16 protein-coding genes are annotated in these 18,862 nt (G+C 68.6%); 2 read left to right on the forward strand and 14 right to left on the reverse strand.

The features are described from left to right. The 5 genes from J2Y49_RS23675 to J2Y49_RS23695 all read right to left on the reverse strand — a co-directional run bounded on the left by J2Y49_RS23675 (window position 1) and on the right by J2Y49_RS23695 (window position 6,273). Window positions 1-378: a VOC family protein gene (locus J2Y49_RS23675; protein WP_149227947.1), complete on the reverse strand. Its 378-nt coding sequence runs from the start codon at window positions 376-378 to the stop codon at window positions 1-3. Window positions 379-509: 131 nt separating this feature from the next. Beyond that, window positions 510-3,794 carry an error-prone DNA polymerase gene (locus J2Y49_RS23680; protein WP_310117433.1) on the reverse strand — a complete coding sequence of 1,095 codons (3,285 nt, stop codon included), beginning with the start codon at window positions 3,792-3,794 and terminating at the stop codon, window positions 510-512. A 168-nt stretch (window positions 3,795-3,962) separates the two neighbouring features. Beyond that, window positions 3,963-4,484 (reverse strand): hypothetical protein, encoded by a 522-nt coding sequence (locus J2Y49_RS23685; protein ID WP_310117434.1) that lies wholly within the window; start codon window positions 4,482-4,484, stop codon window positions 3,963-3,965. A 25-nt stretch (window positions 4,485-4,509) separates the two neighbouring features. Beyond that, on the reverse strand, window positions 4,510-5,076 hold the full coding sequence (locus J2Y49_RS23690; protein WP_310117435.1) for a hypothetical protein: 567 nt from the start codon (window positions 5,074-5,076) through the stop codon (window positions 4,510-4,512). Window positions 5,077-5,211: 135 nt separating this feature from the next. Further along, entirely contained in the window at window positions 5,212-6,273 is a 1,062-nt protein-coding gene (locus J2Y49_RS23695) for a diguanylate cyclase (RefSeq protein WP_310117436.1), read from the reverse strand. A 297-nt stretch (window positions 6,274-6,570) separates the two neighbouring features. On the opposite strand from J2Y49_RS23695, the gene J2Y49_RS23700 reads away from it, so the two are divergent. Next, a complete protein-coding gene (locus J2Y49_RS23700) occupies window positions 6,571-8,463 on the forward strand; it encodes a potassium transporter Kup (RefSeq protein ID WP_310117437.1) in 1,893 nt (630 codons plus the stop codon). Window positions 8,464-8,511: 48 nt separating this feature from the next. On the opposite strand, the gene J2Y49_RS23705 is transcribed toward J2Y49_RS23700, so the two are convergent. The 5 genes from J2Y49_RS23705 to J2Y49_RS23725 form a co-directional block, all read right to left on the reverse strand. Then, entirely contained in the window at window positions 8,512-9,108 is a 597-nt protein-coding gene (locus J2Y49_RS23705; RefSeq protein WP_310117438.1) for a hypothetical protein, read from the reverse strand. Between the two features lie 93 nt (window positions 9,109-9,201). Beyond that, on the reverse strand, window positions 9,202-10,143 hold the full coding sequence (locus J2Y49_RS23710) for an Hsp33 family molecular chaperone (protein ID WP_310117439.1): 942 nt from the start codon (window positions 10,141-10,143) through the stop codon (window positions 9,202-9,204). A 243-nt stretch (window positions 10,144-10,386) separates the two neighbouring features. Then, a complete protein-coding gene (argF, locus tag J2Y49_RS23715) occupies window positions 10,387-11,340 on the reverse strand; it encodes an ornithine carbamoyltransferase (protein WP_310117440.1) in 954 nt (317 codons plus the stop codon). Beyond that, window positions 11,337-12,494: an aspartate aminotransferase family protein gene (locus J2Y49_RS23720; protein WP_409017898.1), complete on the reverse strand. Its 1,158-nt coding sequence runs from the start codon at window positions 12,492-12,494 to the stop codon at window positions 11,337-11,339. The genes argF and J2Y49_RS23720 overlap by 4 nt, the downstream gene beginning before the upstream one ends. Before the next feature lie 139 nt (window positions 12,495-12,633). Further along, window positions 12,634-13,437, reverse strand: coding sequence for an ABC transporter permease (locus J2Y49_RS23725; RefSeq protein ID WP_310117442.1), 804 nt, complete (start codon window positions 13,435-13,437; stop codon window positions 12,634-12,636). Window positions 13,438-13,603: 166 nt separating this feature from the next. On the opposite strand from J2Y49_RS23725, the gene J2Y49_RS23730 reads away from it, so the two are divergent. Continuing rightward, the gene (locus J2Y49_RS23730; RefSeq protein ID WP_310117443.1) at window positions 13,604-14,182 is read left to right on the forward strand and encodes a RecX family transcriptional regulator; all 579 of its coding nucleotides are present in this window, start codon (window positions 13,604-13,606) and stop codon (window positions 14,180-14,182) included. A 359-nt stretch (window positions 14,183-14,541) separates the two neighbouring features. Here J2Y49_RS23730 and rpmB read toward each other — a convergent pair whose 3' ends face one another. The 4 genes from rpmB to J2Y49_RS23750 all read right to left on the reverse strand — a co-directional run bounded on the left by rpmB (window position 14,542) and on the right by J2Y49_RS23750 (window position 18,731). Further along, window positions 14,542-14,841, reverse strand: a complete 300-nt coding sequence (rpmB, locus tag J2Y49_RS23735; protein ID WP_012973047.1) for a 50S ribosomal protein L28 — start codon at window positions 14,839-14,841, stop codon at window positions 14,542-14,544. Window positions 14,842-15,075: 234 nt separating this feature from the next. Continuing rightward, window positions 15,076-15,795 carry a hypothetical protein gene (locus tag J2Y49_RS23740; RefSeq protein ID WP_310117444.1) on the reverse strand — a complete coding sequence of 240 codons (720 nt, stop codon included), beginning with the start codon at window positions 15,793-15,795 and terminating at the stop codon, window positions 15,076-15,078. A gap of 212 nt (window positions 15,796-16,007) precedes the next feature. Then, entirely contained in the window at window positions 16,008-17,006 is a 999-nt protein-coding gene (gene meaB, locus J2Y49_RS23745) for a methylmalonyl Co-A mutase-associated GTPase MeaB (protein WP_310117445.1), read from the reverse strand. Window positions 17,007-17,090: 84 nt separating this feature from the next. Then, on the reverse strand, window positions 17,091-18,731 hold the full coding sequence (locus J2Y49_RS23750; RefSeq protein ID WP_310117446.1) for an ABC transporter ATP-binding protein: 1,641 nt from the start codon (window positions 18,729-18,731) through the stop codon (window positions 17,091-17,093). Window positions 18,732-18,862 lie beyond the last annotated feature (131 nt).

Raw genomic sequence — 18,862 nt, forward strand, 5'->3', positions numbered from 1 at the left:
TCAGTGCATCGAATAGAGGCCGACGCGGTTGCCCTCGCTGTCGATGAACTGGGCGAAATAGCCGATCTCCGGCGTGATCAGCGTCTTCGGCACGACGATGGTGGCGCCGGCCTGCTCGGCACGGGCCAGCGGGGCGGACAGGTCGTCGCCGCCGTTCAGGTAGACGGTGGTGCCGTCGGCGCTGGGCTTGCACGACTCGTGCTCGATCAGGCAACCCTTCACCGCTTCGCCATCGGCCGGGAAGACGGCCATCTTCATGCCGCTGGGGCAGGGCTCCTGAACCATCTTGGTGGCGAAGACGGCCTCGTAGAAGCGCACGGCACGGGCGAGGTCGGCGGCGGGGATTTCGAACCAGGTGGCGACATGCGGGTTGTTCATGGAACGGGCTCCTGACATGTGGGGAAGGGATGTTCGTGGTTCGTGCCGGCACGTCCCCTTGATAGCACACCCCCTCCTGACAGCGTGATGTCAGGAGCAATCGGTTGGCCGAATTAAAATGGCCGGTCCCCTCAATGAAAATTGCGGCCCTTGGAGAAGGAGCCGGCTGCGGGCCGGTCCTCGCCGGTCAGCTCGGACAGCCGGTGGGTCAGGTCGATCAGCGATTCCACGCACAGATGCACCACGCCCTCGTGGTTCTGCACCCGCCCGGTGGCGGCCATCATCCGCGCGGTCATGATCGGGCGGCGGAAGGTCTCGAAGGCGTCGGGCATGACGACGAGGTTGGCGATCCCGGTCTCGTCCTCCAGCGTGATGAAGACGACGCCCTCGGCGCTGCCCGGCCGCTGGCGCACCAGCACGAGGCCGGCGGTGGTCAGCCGCCGGCCGTCGCGCGTCCGGGCCAGCCGCTCCGCCGGGGTGATGCCGGGCAGGCCGTCGCGCAGCAGGGCCAGCGGGTGGGCCTTCAGCGACAGCGACAGGCTGGTGTAGTCCATCACCACATGCTCCCCCAGCGCCATGGCGGGCAGCGGGGCTTCGGGTTCCTCGGCTAGCGGGCCATCTAGTCGCGCGAACAGCGGCAGCGGCTGGTCGCCCAGCGCCCGCACCGCCCACAGCGCCGCCCGCCGGTCCAGCCCGACGGAACGGAAGGCGTCGGCCCGGGCAAGCTTTTCCAGCGCCGCGACCGGCAGGCGGGCGCGCCGCCACAGGTCATAGGGATCGCGGTAGCCGCCGGCGCGGGACAGGACGATGGCGTCGGCGTGGGCTTCGGTGAAGCCCTTGATGAGACGGAGGCCGAGGCGGAGGCTTATCCCCCTCTCCCCTCCGGGGAGAGGGTCGGGGTGAGGGGGATGCGTTTCGAGGATCTCTTCGGCTGCGCCGAACCCCCTCATCCTAACCTTCTCCCCGCTTTCGGCGGACCTGTGGTCCGCCTGTCGCGTCAGCGCAAACGAAGTTTGCGCGTGAGCGGGGGGGAGAAGGGACTGGTGCTGGGGTTCGATGGTGCAATCCCACCCCGACAGGTTCACGTCCGGCGGCAGGACGGTCACGCCGTGCTCCCGCGCGTCGCGGACGATCTGGGCGGGGGCGTAGAAGCCCATGGGCTGGCTGTTCAGCAGGGCGGCGGCGAAGATGGCGGGGTGGTGGCGCTTGATCCAGGCGGAGACATAGACCAGCCGCGCGAAGCTGGCGGCATGGCTTTCCGGGAAGCCGTATTCGCCGAAGCCCTCGATCTGCTGGAAACAGCGTTCGGCGAAGGCGGGGTCGCAGCCGTTGGCAATCATGCCGGCGATGAACTTGTCGTGGAACAGGCGCACCTGGCCCGTCCTGCGGAAGGCGGCCATGGCGCGGCGCAGCTGGTCGGCCTCCTCGGCGGTGAAGCCGGCGCCGACCATCGCGACCTTCATCGCCTGTTCCTGGAACAGCGGCACGCCCAGCGTCTTGTAGAGGACCGGCTTCAGCGCCGGCATCGGGTAGGTGATGTCCTCCGCCCCGCTGCGGCGGCGCAGATAGGGATGGACCATGCCGCCCTGGATCGGGCCGGGGCGGACGATGGCGACCTCGATCACCAAGTCGTAGAAGGTCCGCGGCTTCAGCCGGGGCAGCATGCTCATCTGCGCGCGGCTTTCGACCTGGAAGACGCCCAGGCTGTCGGCGCGGCAGAGCATCTCGTAGACCGCCGGGTCCTCCTTGGGCAGGCTGTCGAGCGTCCAGCGTTGCCCGTGCACCTGTTCGATCAGGTCGAAGGCGCGACGGATGCAGGTCAGCATGCCCAGCGCCAGAACGTCGACCTTCAGGATGCCGAGCGCATCGATGTCGTCCTTGTCCCATTCGATGGTTGTCCGGTCCTCCATCGCGGCATTGGCGACCGGGCAGAGGTCGGACAGCGGGCCGCGGGTGATCACGAAGCCGCCGACATGCTGCGACAGGTGGCGGGGAAAGCCGATCAGTTCATCGGCCAGTTCCAGCGTCCGCTGCAGGCGCGGGTCGTCGGGGTCGAGGCCGAGCGAGCGGGCGCGCTCCCCGTCCACGCCCTGGCTGCTCCAGCCCCAGATCGTTCCGGTCAGCCGTGCCACCAGATCGGCCGACAGCCCCATCGCCTTGCCGACCTCGCGCAACGCGCTGCGGGCGCGGTAGCGGATGACGGTGGCGGTCAGGCCGGCGCGGGCGCGGCCGTATTTCCTGTAGATGTACTGGATCACCTCCTCTCGCCGTTCATGCTCGAAATCGACGTCGATGTCCGGCGGCTCGCCGCGGGCGGCGGAGATGAAGCGCTCGAACAGCAGATCGATTTCGGTCGGATCGACCGAGGTGATGCCCAGGCAATAGCAGACGACGGAATTGGCGGCGCTGCCGCGCCCCTGGCAGAGGATGCCCTGTTCCCTGGCGAAGCGGACGATGTCGTGAACGGTCAGGAAATAGGGGGCGTAGCCCTGGCCGGCGATCAGGGCCAGTTCACGCTCCACGGTCTGCCGGACCGGATCGGGGATCCCGCCGGGATATTTCTCGGCCGCACCCGCCCAGGTCAGGATTTCCAGCGTGTCCTGCGGATCGCGCCCCTCCGCCACCTCGTCGGGGTACTCGTAGCGCAGCTCGTCCAGCGAGAAGCGGCAGGCTTCGGCGATCTCCAGGCTGCGGGCGACGGCGTCGGGGTGGTCGCGGAACAGGCGCACCATCTCGACGGCCGGCTTCAGGTGGCGCTCGGCATTGGCGGACAGGCGCCAGCCGGCCTCGTCGATGGTGGTGTGATGGCGGATGCAGGTCATCACGTCGGCCAGCGCCCGCCGCCCGGCGCCGTGATAGAGCACGTCGTTGGTGGCGACCAGCGGCACCCCCTCCGTCTCCCCAAGCCCGGCCAGCCAGCGCAGCCGCCGGCCGTCGTCGCCCTGGTAGCGGTGGCTCGCCGCCAGATAGAGCTGCCCGCGCGCCAGCCCGCTGCGCCAGGCGCGCAGCTCGCGCAGGAACGACTCGTCGCGCCGGTCGGGCGACAGCAGCAGGAACAGCATGCCCTCGGCATGGGCCAGCACGTCGGCGCGGGCGATGAAGCACTCCCCCTTCGGCGCCCGCATCTTGCCCAGCGTCAGCAGCCGCGACAGCCGGGCGTAGGCGGCGCGGTCGGTCGGGTAGGCCAGCAGGCTGTCGGCGTCGGTCAGGTCCAGTCGGCAGCCGATCAGCGCCCGGATGCCCGCCTTCTTTGCCGCCGCATGCATCTGCACCACGCCGGCCAGCGAATTGCGGTCCGTCACCCCCACCGCCGCCAGCCCGAGTGCGGACGCGGTCAGCGCCAACTCGTCAGGGTGCGATGCCCCCTCCAGGAAGCTGAAGCTGGTGGCGACCTGCAGTTCGGCGTAACGGATCATGGCAAGGCTCCCCGGCGCTGGCGGATGGGTGCGCGCGGGGATGATAGTCCGAAAATGGGATTGATGTCATTATTGTGGCGGGGCGTGTCGGCTGGCGAATGCCCCCCACCCTAACCCTCCCCCGCTGGGCGGGGGAGGGTTAGGGTGGGGGGCATCGTCAGTCGATGCTCACCCCAGATAGGACTCCACGCCCATGACCGTGAAGCCCTTGTTCTCGGGGAAGCGGGCGTTGACCTTCTCGCAGGCCTTCTTCTCGTCCAGCGCCCAGACCAGGAAGCGGCGGCCGCGCTTCCAGCTGTCCAGCGCGGTGGGGGTGAGGTTGGCGTTGACGCGGGCGCCGTATTCGATGTTGACCACCCGCAGCAGCCAGCCCTGGTCCTTCTGGGTGCGGCGGTCGTCCAGCACATAGATGCGGCGGTCGGCGGCGCCGACGGCCTTCAGGCGCTGTTCCAGATCCTCGCAGCCCAGCTCGGCCATCGCCTTGCGGCGGCGGGCGTCGCGCAGATCGCGGGCCTGCTGAAGCGTGACGCGGGCGACCTTCTTGATCCGCTCGACCTGCGCCTGCTTGCGCGAGACGGCGTTGGCGATCCGCTCCTCCGAGGTCTTCAGGCGGCGCATGGCCAGCAGAAGCGATACCGACAGGGAGGCGAGGCCGACCAGACCGGCGAAGATGTAGGGCATGCTGTCCATGGCGCGTCCTTATCTCAACCGGATCTCAACCGGCCTTGGCGACGGGAGCATCGGCGGACAGGAACTCCTGCATCCGGGTCACCGCATAGCCGAAGGCCGGGGGGTAGCGCCGTTCGATCTCCGTCCGCGCCTCCGCCATCGACCGCGCCCACACCTCGATCGTCTGCGGCTGGGCCCAAGTGGGGTCGACCAGCGCATGCTGGCTCTGCTGGGCGGCGCCGGTGCCGACATATTTGTTCACGACCATGGCGACATAGCAGGGGCTGCCCTGGATCTCCTCGCCGATCAGGCGGACCAGCCGTTCGCCGGACTGCCGCGAGTCCTCGATCTGGCGTTCCAGCACCTTGCGGCGGCGCAGAACGTCCTCCACCGTGCCGTCCAGCTCCTTCAGTTCCCGGATGCGGTCGGCACGGCGGGCTTCGAACTTCGTTTCCATCTTGGCGCGGCGTGCGATGACGTCGCGCACCCCCTCCGACCCGTGGCGCCGCTCGATGGCGCGCTCACCGAGCACGATGACGAGCTTGCCGATGCCGAACCCCAGGCCCGCCAGCCCGAAGGCGGAGATGAGCGCGTTGCCGTAGTCCTGCCACATGTGCGAACCCCTGATCGGGAGCACCATCCGGATGGATGCCTCCAACGATAGGAGTAGCCCCTAGTTCCCCGCCGTTCAATCGCCGCGCTGTGACGATATTTCACATGAAACACCCTATCGCCGGGGTTGGGCCGGCTATTCCGCCGCCCGTTCCACCCGGTTGCGGCCGGCCTGCTTGGCGGCGCGGAGCGCCCGCTCGGCGCGGTGCAGGGTCTGTTCGACGCCGGGTTCGCCGGGCAGCCAGTGGGCGATGCCGATGCTGGCGGTGACGGATATGGCGCGGTCGTCCACGACGATGGGGCTGCCGGCCAGGGCGGCGCGCACCCGTTCCGCCACCACGGCGGCACCGGCGGAGTCGGTCTCCGGCAGCAGCACGACGAATTCCTCCCCGCCGGAACGGGCGACATGGTCGGAGATGCGCAGCGCCGCCCGCATCCGCTTCACCACCGCGCGCAGCACCGCGTCCCCGGCGGCGTCGCCATGGGCATCGTTGACCGCCTTGAACCCATCGAGGTCGAGCAGGAAGACCGTCAGCGGCCGGCCATAGCGCCGTGCCCGCGCCAGTTCCGCCGCCGCCAGTTCCAGGAAGCGGCGGCGGTTCCACACGCCGGTCAGCGGATCCAGCACCGCCAGCCGGTTCAGGCGGACGGTCGCCTCCTCCAGCGCGCGGGTGCGCTCGGCGAGCTGCCGTTCCAGCGCGTCGAGTGCGTCATAGGCGCGCAACGCCGTCACCACGCTGGTGAACAGCCGACGGGCGGTCAGTTCCGTCTTGGCGGTGTAGCCGTCGATCTCATAGGCGAGGACGAGGTCCTCCTCCGCGACCTGCGCTGGCTGGCCGGTGCGCAGGACGATGCGGACGGCCCGGTTGCCCAAATCCTCCCGGATGGTGCGGACCAGCCGCAGGCCGGCATCCTCCGTCTCCATCACCACGTCGAGCAGGATGACCGCGATGCCGGGCGTGTCGCGCAGGATGCGCTCCGCCTCCGCGGCGCTGGTGCAGTCCAGCAGGCGGACGGGACGGCCGCGGAAGCGCAGGCGGGCCAACGCCAGCCGGGTGACGGCATGCACCTCCGGCTCGTCATCGGCGACCAGCACCAGCCAGGGCGGGGAATGAGGGTCCGGGGTGTCGGAGTCGGGTCGGTCCGGGAGCGGTGCTACGGGGGACGCGTCCGAGGCGAACAGGAAATCGTTGGACATGGCTGCCGGCTCGGAGCTCCGCGCGGTACACGTATGAATGGAAGCATGTCGGCGCTCCGGATGCAACGGTGCCGAGTGCCGCGCTCCGTCGCATGGGAACGGACCACCGAAAGGGTGTAACTGGCATGGGATCGGACCGGCCGGCGGCGCGTTTCGCCATTCGGTGCTTGCGCGTCCACCGCAAGCCACCTTAGGCATGGCTGTGCGTATGCCAATGATCGGTCCGGACGATGTGCCGGGCAGGCCGGCGGTGGTCCTTTGCGGACGCAGTGAAACGGGACAGGAGCGGACCTGGTTATGGAAGCAGGCATGGATGGGCGGGAGCATGCGGCGAAGCTGCGCGCGCTCGCGCTGGGGGCGCTGGGTGTCGTCTATGGCGACATCGGCACCAGCCCGCTCTACACGCTGCGCGAATGCCTGACCGAGGGCGGCGGCTTTCCGCTGGTGCCGGAGGTCATCCTGGGCGTGCTGTCGCTGATCTTCTGGGCGTTGATCATCACGGTGACGGTGAAATACGTCGTCTTCGTCATGCGCGCCGACAACCAGGGCGAAGGCGGCATCCTGGCGCTGACCGCGCTGGCGTTGCGCGGCATGCGGCCGGGGCACCGGCGCACCGGCGTCGTCATGGCCATCGGCGTGATGGGCGCCTCGCTGTTCTACGGCGACAGCCTGATCACCCCCGCCATCTCGGTTCTGAGCGCGGTGGAGGGGCTGCATGTCGTGGCCCCCGCTCTGGACGATTACGTCATCCCCATCACGCTGACCATCCTGATCGGACTGTTCGTGCTGCAGCGCTTCGGGACGGAGAAGGTCGGCCGGCTGTTCGGGCCGGTGATGATGGTCTGGTTCATAACGCTGGGCGTGCTGGGGCTGTGGCAGATCGTGCGGTATCCCGGTGTCCTGGCCGCCGTCTGGCCCGGCCATGCCGTGGAGATGCTGTTCAATCATGGCTGGCACGGCTTCCTGCTGCTGGGAGCCGTGGTTCTGGCGGTGACGGGGGCGGAAGCGCTCTACGCCGACATGGGCCATTTCGGCCGAAAGCCGATCCGCGGCGCCTGGTACACCATCGTGCTGCCGTCGCTTCTGCTGTGCTATTTCGGCCAGGGCGCCCTGCTGCTGCACGAGCCGGAAGCGATCGAGAACCCCTTCTTCCATCTGGCGCCGGACTGGGCGCAGGTGCCGCTTCTGCTGCTGGCGACGGCGGCGACCATCATCGCCGGTCAGGCGGTGATCTCCGGCGCCTATTCGGTGACGCTGCAGGCGATGCATCTGCGCTATCTGCCGCGGATGGAGGTGATGCACACCTCGGAACATGAGAAGGGCCAGATCTACATGCCGCAGCTGAACTGGCTGCTGCTGGCCGGCGTTCTCCTGCTGGTGCTGACCTTCCAGACCTCCAGCAACCTCGCCGCCGCCTACGGCATCGCCGTGACGGGCACGATGGTGGCGACCACGCTGCTGGCCTACAAGGTCGCGCGCTCGCTCGGACGCTGGAAGCTGTGGCAGGCGGTGCTGGCGCTGGCGGTGTTCCTGACCGTCGACATGGCGCTGTTCCTGGCCAATCTGGTGAAGGTGGAGGAGGGCGGCTGGTTCCCGCTGGTGGTCGGCGCGGCGGTCTTCCTGCTGATGGCGACCTGGCGGCGCGGGCGCGAGGTGGTGCGCAAGCGGCTGGCCGAGGATGCGCTGCCCTTCGACCTGCTGGTGGAGCGGCTGAAGGGCGGCTCGGTGCAGCGGGTTCCGGGCACCGCCGTCTTCCTGACCGGCAACCCGCGCGGCCTGCCGCCGGGGCTGCTGCACAGCCTGAAGCATTACAAGGTGCTGCACCAGCGCGTCGTGCTGCTGACCGTCGACATCGAGGACGTGCCCCATGTGCCGGACGAGCGGCGCTTCGAGTTGAAGGCGCTGTCCGCCGGATTCTTCCGGCTGATCGTCCATTTCGGCTTCAAGGACGAGCCCGACATCCCGCAGGCGCTGGAGACGAAGCGGATCCCCGGCCTGCCGTTCGAGCCGATGGAAACCACCTATTTCGTCAGCCGCGAGACGCTGATCCGCAGCCACGGCAAGCTCGGCCTGCCGCGCTGGCAGGAGCCGCTGTTCATCTTCCTGTCGAAGCTGTCGACCAGCGCGTCGGAGTATTTCTGCATCCCGCCCAACCGTGTGGTCGAGCTGGGCATGCAGCTTGAGATATAGGGCGGATCAGCCGGGCCAACTCCCAGCGAAGCGATCAGCGCCGGGAAATCACCGCCGCACCATCGGCGCCAGATCCTTGCGGATGCCGGCGTCGAGGCGGGCGTTCAGGTCATCCATCATCCGGCGGGTGATGTCGAGGAAGGTCGCCTCGCGGTCGGCCAGCGAGACGTTCTCCGCCACGGTGGAGGAGTGGGTGACGCTGGAACGGGTCACGCCGCGGAAGCCGCCATTGCCGGTGTCCGGCACCTCGCCGGTGATCTCCACCTCGATCCGGCCGTCATAGCGCTGGGCCTGATCGTTGGTGAAATAGCCGGTGATGCCCTTCTTGGTCGGCAGCGCCACCTCGACGATGCTGGCGTCGCGGATGGTGACGCGCACGCGGCCCTGACCGCCGGCCGCCTGCAACCGCTCCGCCGCCCAGCGCCGCACCGCCTCGGCCGGCGGAACCGCGGAGCGGCCCTCCACATGCTTGGCCCCCATCGGGCGATAGGCGTCGACCACGTCGATGGTGCCGGCATTCAGGACGATCGGCCCGAAATTGGAGAAATCGACCGGGCGCGGCGCCGGCCGCGGCGGCGCGCTCTGGCAGGCGGCGAGCAGGAGGGTGGCCGTTCCGGCGGCAAGGGCAAAGCGGCGCGACAGCATGGGGGCTCCGGTTCGGGATTGATGGGTAAAGAAAGGGGCGCGGCGCGGACGCCGCGCCCCTATGAACGCGCTGGTATTGGACCCTATTCCCCGTTAGGAGGCGGGACCATACACGCGGTCGAGATCCGCGTCGGTGAAGTGGTAGTCGGTCGAACAGAACTGGCAGGTCACCTCGACCCGGCCGTCGTCGATCTTCAGCTCCTGCACCTCTTCGCGGGGCAGGCTGCGCAGCATGTTCTCCACCCGCTCGCGCGAGCAGCGGCAGCCGAAGCGCAGCGCATGGCCCTCATAGATCCGCACGCCGTCCTCGTGGAACAGGCGGTAGAGCAGGTCGGACGCGGCGAGATCGGTCGACAGCAGCTCGTCGCCGGTGACGCTGGCCATCAGCACCATGGCGCGGCGCCAATCGTCTTCCTTGTCGGACGCGACCAGACCCTGCTCCTGCGGCAGGCGCTGAATCATGATGCCGCCGGTGCGCCACTGGCCGGGCGTGCCGTCCGGCTTCACCTCGCGGTCGACCGAGACGGTCAGGCCGGTGTCGATCTGCTCGGACTGGCGGAAATAGTGCTGGACGCAGTCGGTCAGCGTCTTGCCGTACAGCTCGACGATGCCTTGGTAGCGGTCGGTGTCCTGACCCTGGTCCACCGTGAAGGCGATGTAGCCCTTGCCGAGCAGCGCCGCGGCCGGGGCGATCTCGACGTCCCGCTCGGCCTTGGCCAGGGCTTCCGGATCGAACTGGGCGTAGGCGCGCACGTCGCCGACCGAGGTGACGTCGGCCACCATCAGGCGGATAGGCCCGTCGCCCTTGGTCTGCAGCGTGAAGATGCCCTCGTACTTCAGCATGCTGGCGAGCAGCACGGCGAGCGTCGCCGTCTCCGCCAGGAAGCGGGCGACGGTGGGCGGATAGTCGTGGCGGGTCAGGATCTCGTCGATCGCCGGCCCCAGCTTGATGGTGCGGCCGCGCAGGCGCGACGCCTCGATCTGGAACGGCAGGACGAAATCATCGGTGAGCGGGCGGACGGACGGATCGTCCATAGGGCGGATTCCTTAAGACAGAGACCGGCAATGAAGACGTAGGGGCGAAGATCGGGGCGGCGGGAGGCCGAATCAAGGCCGGCAGGGCACCCATGCATGGGGGTGGCCTGTGGTGTTGGGGAGTTAGACCCCCACCTAACCTCCCCCGCTGGGCGGGGGAGGGACTGCCGCTGTGTGCCGACAAAGGTCCAATTCCCTCTCCCGCCCAGCGGGGGAGGGTTAGGGTGGGGGTCTAACCTAACCTCAGTCCAGCACGCCCATGCACCAGCCGAGGATGGCCTTCTGGGCGTGCAGGCGGTTTTCCGCCTCGTCCCAGACCACCGAATGGCGGCCGTCGATCACGCCATCGGTCACTTCCTCGTTCCGGTGGGCCGGCAGGCAGTGCATGAACAGCGCATCCGGGTGGGCGTGCGCCATCAGCGCCTCGTTCACCTGATAGGGGGCGAGGATCGCCGCGCGCTCGTCCACGTCGGTGTTGTGCATCGAGGCCCAGGCGTCGGTGATGACGCATTCTGCTCCACGCGCCGCCTCTTCCGGCGATTCGGTGACGACCAGACGGCCGGTGCCCTCGCGCTCGGCCCAGGCCAGCAGCTCCGGCGACGGGCCGTAGACGGTGGGGCAGGCGAGCCGCAGTTCGAAGCCGAAACGGACGGCGGCATGGGCCCAGCTGACCGCGACGTTGTTGCAGTCGCCGATCCAGGCGATGGTCCGGCCGTTGATCGGACCGCGATGCTCCTCGAAGGTCATCAGGTCGGCCATGATCTGGCAGGGGTGGGTCTGGTCGGTCAGGCCGTTGATGATCGGGATGCTGGCATGGGCGGCCAGCTCATGCACCCGCTCCTCGCCGGTGGTGCGGACCATCACCGCGTCGACGAAGCGCGACAGCACGCGGGCGGTGTCGCCGATGGTCTCGCCGCGGCCCAACTGCATGTCATCGGGCTTCAGCACCACGACGTTGCCGCCGAACTGCTGCATGCCGACCTCGAACGACACGCGGGTGCGGGTCGAGGGCTTTTCGAAGATCAGGGCCAGCGAGCGGCCGGCCAGCAGGGTGGAATGGGCCAGCCGGTCCTTCTTCAGGTCGGCCTTGATGCGCACGGCATGGTCGAGCAGGCGGCGCAGCGTGGCGCCGTCCATCCGGTCGATGTCGAGGAAGTGCCGAACGCCGTTATTGGCCGTGTTGTTGTCGCCGCTCATCCCACGCACTCCTGTGCCGTCCGGTCGAGAATCCCGACGGCTTCGTTCACTTCGGCTTCGCCGATGTTCAGGGGCGGCAGCAGCCGCACCACATTGTCGCCGGCCGGGACCGACAGCAGGCCGTTGGCGCGCAGCTTCGCCACCACATCGCCCACCGGCTGACCAAGCTTCAGGCCCAGCATCAGGCCCTGGCCGCGCAGTTCCAGGAACATCGCCGGATGCTTGGCGATCAGCTCCTCCAGGCGGCCGCGCAAATAGGCTGAGGTCTTCTGCACGTCGTCCAGGAAGCCCGGCGCCAGCATGACGTCCAGCACGGCGTTGCCGACGGCGGTTGCCAGCGGGTTGCCGCCATAGGTGGAGCCGTGGGTGCCGGCGGTCATGCCCGACGCCGCACGCTCCGTCGCCAGACAAGCGCCGAGCGGGAAGCCGCCGCCGATGCCCTTGGCGACACACATGACGTCCGGCGTGATGCCGGCCCATTCATGGGCGAACAGCTTGCCGGTGCGGCCCATGCCGCACTGGATCTCGTCCAGGAACAGCAGCAGGCCATGCTCGTCGCACAGCGCGCGCAAGCCGCGCAGGAACTCCAACGAGCCGGCGCGGATGCCGCCCTCGCCCTGGATCGGCTCGACGCAGATGCCGCCGGTCGCGGGCGTGATGGCGGCGCGCACGGCATCCAGGTCGCCGAACGGCACCTGGTCGAAGCCGTCCAGCAGCGGGTCGAAGCCATGCACCAGCTTCTCCTGCTTGGCGGCCGAGATGGCGCCCAGCGTGCGGCCGTGGAAGGCCTGCTCGAAGGTGATGATGCGGTTCTTCTGCGGGTTGCCGGAGTCATAGTGGTACTTGCGGACGGCCTTGGCGCCGCATTCCCACGCTTCCGCGCCGGAATTCGTGAAGAACACCGTGTCGGCGAAGGTGACCTCGGTCAGACGCTTGCCAAGGCTCTCCTGTCCGGCGACCCGGAACAGGTTGGAGGTGTGCCACAGCTTGTTCGCCTGCTCGGTCAGCTTTTCCACCAGATAGGGATGCGCGTGACCCAGGGCGTTCACCGCGACGCCGGCGGCGAAGTCGAGGAATCGTCGCCCGTCGGTCGCGTAGAGATACGGACCTTGACCACGCTCGAACACGATGTCGGCGCGGGCGTATGTGGGCATAACGACGGGGATCACGGCTTTGGTCTCCCAAAAAGGAAAATCCGGCGGCCATGGCTGGCCGCCGGGAACGGCAAATATCCGAAGATCGATCGGTTCTGTCAACGGATAGGGCGGAAAAGACGCAAGACTTTCCGGTGTTTCACGCCTTCAGCTTGTAACCCGTCTTGAACATGCGCCAAGCCAGCCACCACAGCCCGGCATTCACCCCCAGCATCACGATCACGCCCAGCCAGCGCGATCCGTCCGACGTGCCGATGAAGCCATAGCGGAAGCCGTCGATCATGTAGAAGAAGGGGTCGAAATGGGCGATCCACCAGAAGACCGGCGGCAGGGTGTCGACCGAATAGAAGGTGCCGGACAGGAAGGACAGCGGCGTCACCACGAAGTTGGTCACCGCGGCGATGTTGTCGAACTTCTCCGACCAGACGCCGCCGACCAGACCCAGCAAAGCCAGCAGCATCGACGCCATTACCGCGTGGAACAGCACGAAGCCCGGATGCGGCATGTGCATCGGGATCACCGCCCAGATGGCCAGCCCGGTCACCAGACCGACCACGATGCCACGGGTGACGCCGCCCAGCACGAAGCCGCTGACCAGCTCCATCGGCGACAGCGGCGGCATCAGGATGTCGACGATGTTGCCCTGGACCTTGGCGATCACGATGGAGGAGGAGGTGTTGGCGAAGGCGTTCTGCACCATCGCCATCATGATCAGGCCGGGCGCCAGGAATTGCAGGAAGGGCGTCTCGCCGACCATCCGCACGGCTGAACCGAGCGACAGGGCGAACACCGCGTAATAGAGCAGGGTCGTCACCACCGGGGCCCAGACGGTCTGCTGGTGCACCTTGACGAAGCGCCGTACCTCGCGTGCGTAGAGCGTCCACAGGCCGATCCAGTTGACGGAACCGACATTGCGCGGCATGGGAGGAAGGGGAAGGGTCATCGCGTCACGATCTGCCTTTAGGGACCCGGTGCCGGCGGCCATGGCCGGAGGAACCGGAGCTGTTTCGCCAGGAAAGGGCGCCGGGAAGGTCACGGACTGCCGAGAAAGTCACGGACTTTACTTGCGGCCCACCCGTCCGGCAACCGCCGCCGCCGAAGGGACTGCCATGAACACCGACGACAAGCGTCCATCCTCGCCGGCCCGCAAGCCGCCCAAGCGCGTCACGCCGCAATATCTGGAGAACGCGGCGCTGCATTATCTGGAACGCTTCGCCAGTTCGACGGCCAACCTGCGCCGGGTGCTGATGCGCAAGGTCGACCTGTCGGCCAAGGCCCACGGCACCGACCGCGAGGAGGGCGCCCGCTGGGTCGACGACCTGCTCGCCCGCTATGTCCGCAGCGGCCTGCTGAACGACGAGACCTATGCCCGCATGCGGACCGAGAGCCTGCACCGCCGCGGCGCCTCCACCCGGCTGATCGCGCAGAAGCTGGCCGGCAAGGGTATCGGCCGCGACGAGGCCGACAAGGCGCTGGACAGCCTGCGCGAGGATGTCGGGCCGGAATTGGATTTGACCGCGGCGCTGGCGCTGGCCAAGCGGCGGCGGCTGGGTCCGTACCGGCGGCCGGAGCAGCGCGAGGCGCACCGCGAGAAGGACATGGCGGCGCTGGGGCGGGCAGGCTTCGGCTACGAGATCGCCCGGCGGGTGGTGGATGCGGAGGACCCGGAGGAGGTGTTGGGGGAGTGAAAGTTAGACCCCCACCTAGCCTCCCCCGCTCTCAGCGGACCTACGGTCCGCCTGCCGCGTCAGCACAAAGCATAGCTTTGTGCGAGAGCTGGGCGGGGGAGGGACTACCGCCACTCTCCCGCACAAGCACTAGCTCCCTCCCCCGCTCAGCGGGGGAGGGTTGGGGGTGGGGGTCTAACGCTGCACACCCTCAACAACCCAACCCCGGAAACGACGAAACGCGCGGCACCCTTTCGGATGTCGCGCGCCGCTCTCTTACCGGGAGTCGGAATCGTCCTGTACGCGTCCTAAATCTCGCTAGCGGAGCGGCAAGCGCCCCGCCTCAGCACACCAAACGCGCCCCAGATGCCGGGAAGCGATCAGGCCGCAGCCTGCTGCTTCTCCTGGGCCTTGGAGATCCGGCGCTTGATGCGACGGGCATCCAGGCTCAGCACGGCGTCCTTCGCGTCGAGCAGGAAGGCGTCGAGGCCGCCCTTGTGCTCGATCGAGCGGATCGCGTTCACCGAGAGGCGCAGACGCACCAGCTGCCCCAGGCTGTCGCTGAGCAGCGACGTTTCCTGGAGGTTCGGCTGGAAGCGGCGGCGATTCTTGTTGTTGGCGTGGCTGACGTTGTTGCCAAACTGCGTGCCCTTGCCGGTCACGGAGCACCGACGTGCCATCGGACTGATCCTTTACTTTAGCAAATGAAACCCGGTAACGGACGGCCTGCCGCCCGAAGGAGGCCGCTATATAGTCGAACAAAAGCGCCGTCGTCAAGCCGGGATCCGCGACGAACCCATCAAAACCTGAGTCGTCGCGGGACTGAGGAGAGTCGAAGCGCAGCGGCCTCTTCGATCTGCCGAAGAGACGCGCCGCGTCCGGTCCTTACTCTAAATGCCTTGTCCTGACGGGTGTCAGTTCACGGCGGTGGAGGTCTTCGACGCCGGCTTGGCGGCGCGGCGGGGCGCCTGCTTGGCCGCGGCCTTCGCTTCGGCAGCGATGGAGGCGGCCGGAGCGGCCTTCTCGGCCTTCACAGCCTCGACCAGCGTTTCGACGGAAACCTCGACCGGCTTGGCAGCGGCGGCGGTGGCGACCGGAGCGGTCTCCGCGGCCTTCACCGGGGCGGGCTCCGGAGCAACTTCCGGGGCCTCGACGACCGGGGCCGGAGCGGGGGCTTCGACCTTGGCTTCGACCTTAGGGGCTTCGACCTTCGGCATCTCGACCACCGGGGCGGCGACCGTCACCGGGGCGGACGCCGGAACCTCGGCCTTCGGGGTCGGAGCGGCAGCGGGAGCAACCTCGGCGGCCGGCGTCGGCAGGGTGGTGATCTCGGCGGCGATCTTGGTGGAGACGTCCAGGAAACCCTGAACGCTCTCGGTCACGCGGGCCTGGGTGGTGGACAGCCAGTCGCGCTGCAGCGCCGCCAGATCGGCGGGGGTGCGGGCCTTGCCCAGCCCGGCGGCCAGACGGCTGGCGTCGTTGACCGAGGCGGTGACGCCGTCGAACCAGCGGCGGTAGCCGTCCTGGACCAGGGTGGCGACGCGCGCGGATTTGGCGGCAGTGGTGGCGGCGGCGGTTTGGGCGTTGGTCTTGAACAGGGTCAGGACGGCGGCGGGGGTCGGCTGAGCGGTCATGGCGTTGTCTCCCGTAGAAAAGGCACATTGGCGGAAACGGAAAGGCCGCTCCGGCGTAACCCCAGGAGACCGCGGGCACCCCGGCCCAAGCGACAGACGCTGATCGACAAGGTCGAATCGGCGCACGCCGCCCCTTTCCCGCCCGATGCAGAATAGCCCTACGGTTGGTGCGGTGCAACGAATTTGTTGCGGTGCAACATAAGCTGAACGGGTTATGCGCCGCCCGTTTGGTCGAGGAAGCGCCCCAGGAGGGTGTGGGCCGCCGCCGCCGGGATGGTCGTGCCGGCGGTCACCTCCGCCTCGAGTCGCGCCAGATCGGCCCGCACGGCTGGGTGAGAGCGGAAGCGGTCGATCAGCGTCTCGCGGATCTCGCTCCACAGCCAGGCGCGGGCCTGCTCCGCCCGGCGGGTGGCACGGGCGCCGTTGGCCTCGGTCAGGGCCTTGTGCTCGCCGATGGTGTCCCACACCGTGTCGATCCCCACCTTCTTCACGGCGGAGCAGCTGAGCACCGGCACACGCCAGTCGCCATGGCGCAGCAAGGCCAGCGCGTGGCGGTAGTCGGCGACGGTGTGGCGGGCGGTGGCGGCAAGGTCGCCGTCGGCCTTGTTGACGACGACGAGGTCGGCCAGCTCGACGATGCCCTTCTTGATGCCCTGCAGCTCGTCACCGCCGGCCGGCAGCAGCAGCAGCATGAACAGGTCGACCATGTCGGCCACCGCGGTCTCCGACTGGCCGACGCCGACCGTTTCCACCACGATCACGTCGAAGCCGGCGGCCTCGCAGATCAGCATCGCCTCGCGCGTGCGGCGCGCCACGCCGCCCAGCGTCGCACCCGCCGGGGAGGGACGGATGAAGGCGTCGGCCTCCCGCGACAGGTCGACCATGCGGGTCTTGTCGCCCAGGATCGAGCCGCCGGTGCGCTGCGACGACGGATCGACCGCCAGCACCGCGACCTTGTGTCCCAGCCCGATGACATGCAGGCCGAACGCCTCGATGAAGGTCGATTTGCCAACCCCCGGCACGCCCGAGATTCCGAGTCGCACCGAGTTGCCGGTGTAGGGCAGCAGCAGCGCCAGCAGCGCGTCGGCGGTGGCGCGATGGTCGGCGCGCGTCGATTCGATCAGCGTGATCGCCCGCGCCAGCGCCCGCCGGTCCCCCGACCGGACGGCTTCGGCGAGGCGGGCGGCGTCTTGCGGGGCGGTGTCGGTCATGGGATCGGCGTCGGTCAGTGCGAGGGGACGGCTACCCTACCCGCGGAGCGATCCCGGATAAAGTCTCCGCCTCACGTCCGCAACTCACGTCCGCACCGCCGGCGACTCCACGGCCTCCAGGTTCAGCGCGGCGGCGAGCAGGGCGCGGGTGTACTCCTCGCGCGGCTCCTCGAAGATGCGCTGGGTCGGGCCCTGTTCGACCACCTTGCCGTCCTTCATCACCATGACGTGGCTGGACAGCGCCCGCACCACCCGCAGATCGTGGCTGATGAACAGGTAGGCGAGGTTGTGGCGGGCCTGGATGTCGCGCAGCAGATCGACGATCTGCGCCTGCACCGACATGTCCAACGCCGAAGTCGGCTCGTCCAGCACGACGAATTTCGGCTTCAGCACCAGGGCGCGGGCGATGGCGATGCGCTGGCGCTGGCCGCCGGAGAACTCGTGCGGGTAGCGGTTGCGCGCCTCGGGCGGCAGGCCGACCTCCTCCAGCGCGCGGGCGACCATCGCCTCGCGTTCCTTGCTGTCGCCGATGCCGTGGATGCCCAGCCCCTCGCCGATGATCTGGCCGACCGACAGGCGGGGCGACAGGCTGCCGTAGGGGTCCTGGAAGACGATCTGCATCTCGCGGCGCAGTCCACGCAGGCGCTTCGGCTGCCAGCCCTGGATGTCGGTGCCGTCGAAGCGGATGGCACCCTCGCTGGCGTGCAGACGCAGCAAGGCCAGGCCCAGCGTCGTCTTGCCCGATCCCGATTCGCCGACGACGCCCACCGTGTGGCCGCGGCGGACCGCCACGTCGACGCCGTCCACCGCCTTCACATGGCCGACGGTGCGGCGCAACAGGCCCTTCTTGATCGGGAAATGCACCTTCAGCTTGTCGGCGGCCATCACCTCCGCCGCATCCTCGGGCGGCGACAGCGGGTTGCCGCGCGGTTCGGCCGACAGCAGCTTCTGGGTGTAGGGATGGCGCGGACGGATGAACAGGTCGTCGACCTTGGCCTGTTCGACGATCTCGCCCTGGTTCATCACGCAGACGCGGTCCGCCATCTTGCGCACCACGCCGAGATCGTGGGTGATCAGCAGCAGCGCCATGCCGAAGCGGCTCTGCAGATCCTTCAGCAGCGCCAGGATCTGCGCCTGGATGGTGACGTCCAGCGCCGTGGTCGGCTCGTCGGCGATCAGCAGATCGGGTTCGTTGGCCAGCGCCATGGCGATCATCACCCGCTGGCGCTGGCCGCCCGACAGCTCGTGCGGATAGGCGGTCAGCCGCTTTTCCGGATCGGGCAGGCCGACGAGGCGCAACAGCTCCAGCGTGCGGGCGCGGGCGGCGGCGGTCGACAGCCGCTTGTGCAGGAACAGGGTCTCGTTGATCTGCCGCTCGATGCTGTGCAGCGGGTTCAGCGAGGTCATCGGCTCCTGGAAGATCATGGCGATGCGGTTGCCGCGGACCTGCCGCAGGGTCTTCTCCTCGGCGCCCAGCAGTTCGGTGTCGCGGAAGCGGATCGAGCCGGCGGGGTGGTGCGCCATCGGGTAGGGCAGCAGCTGCAGGATCGACAGGGCCGTCACCGACTTGCCGGAGCCCGATTCGCCGACGAGCGCCACCGTCTCGCCCTTCTGGATGTCGAAGGACACGCCCTTGACGGCCTGCGTCGCGCCGGCACCGGACCGGAAATCGACGCGCAGGCCCCGCACGGACAGCAGGTCGGGGTTGGGGGGCATTAGGCTCATGTCGGGCTCTCGGGCTGTTGGGCCTTCTTCGTTGGCGCAAGGTGCATCGCGGGTGCCCCCTCCCCATCCCTCCCCCGCCTTGCGGGAGAGGGGGCAGGAGCTTTGGGAAAATGCAGCGGAGTCCCCTCTCC

Source organism: Azospirillum sp. BE72, assembly GCF_031455875.1.
Lineage (GTDB): Bacteria > Pseudomonadota > Alphaproteobacteria > Azospirillales > Azospirillaceae > Azospirillum.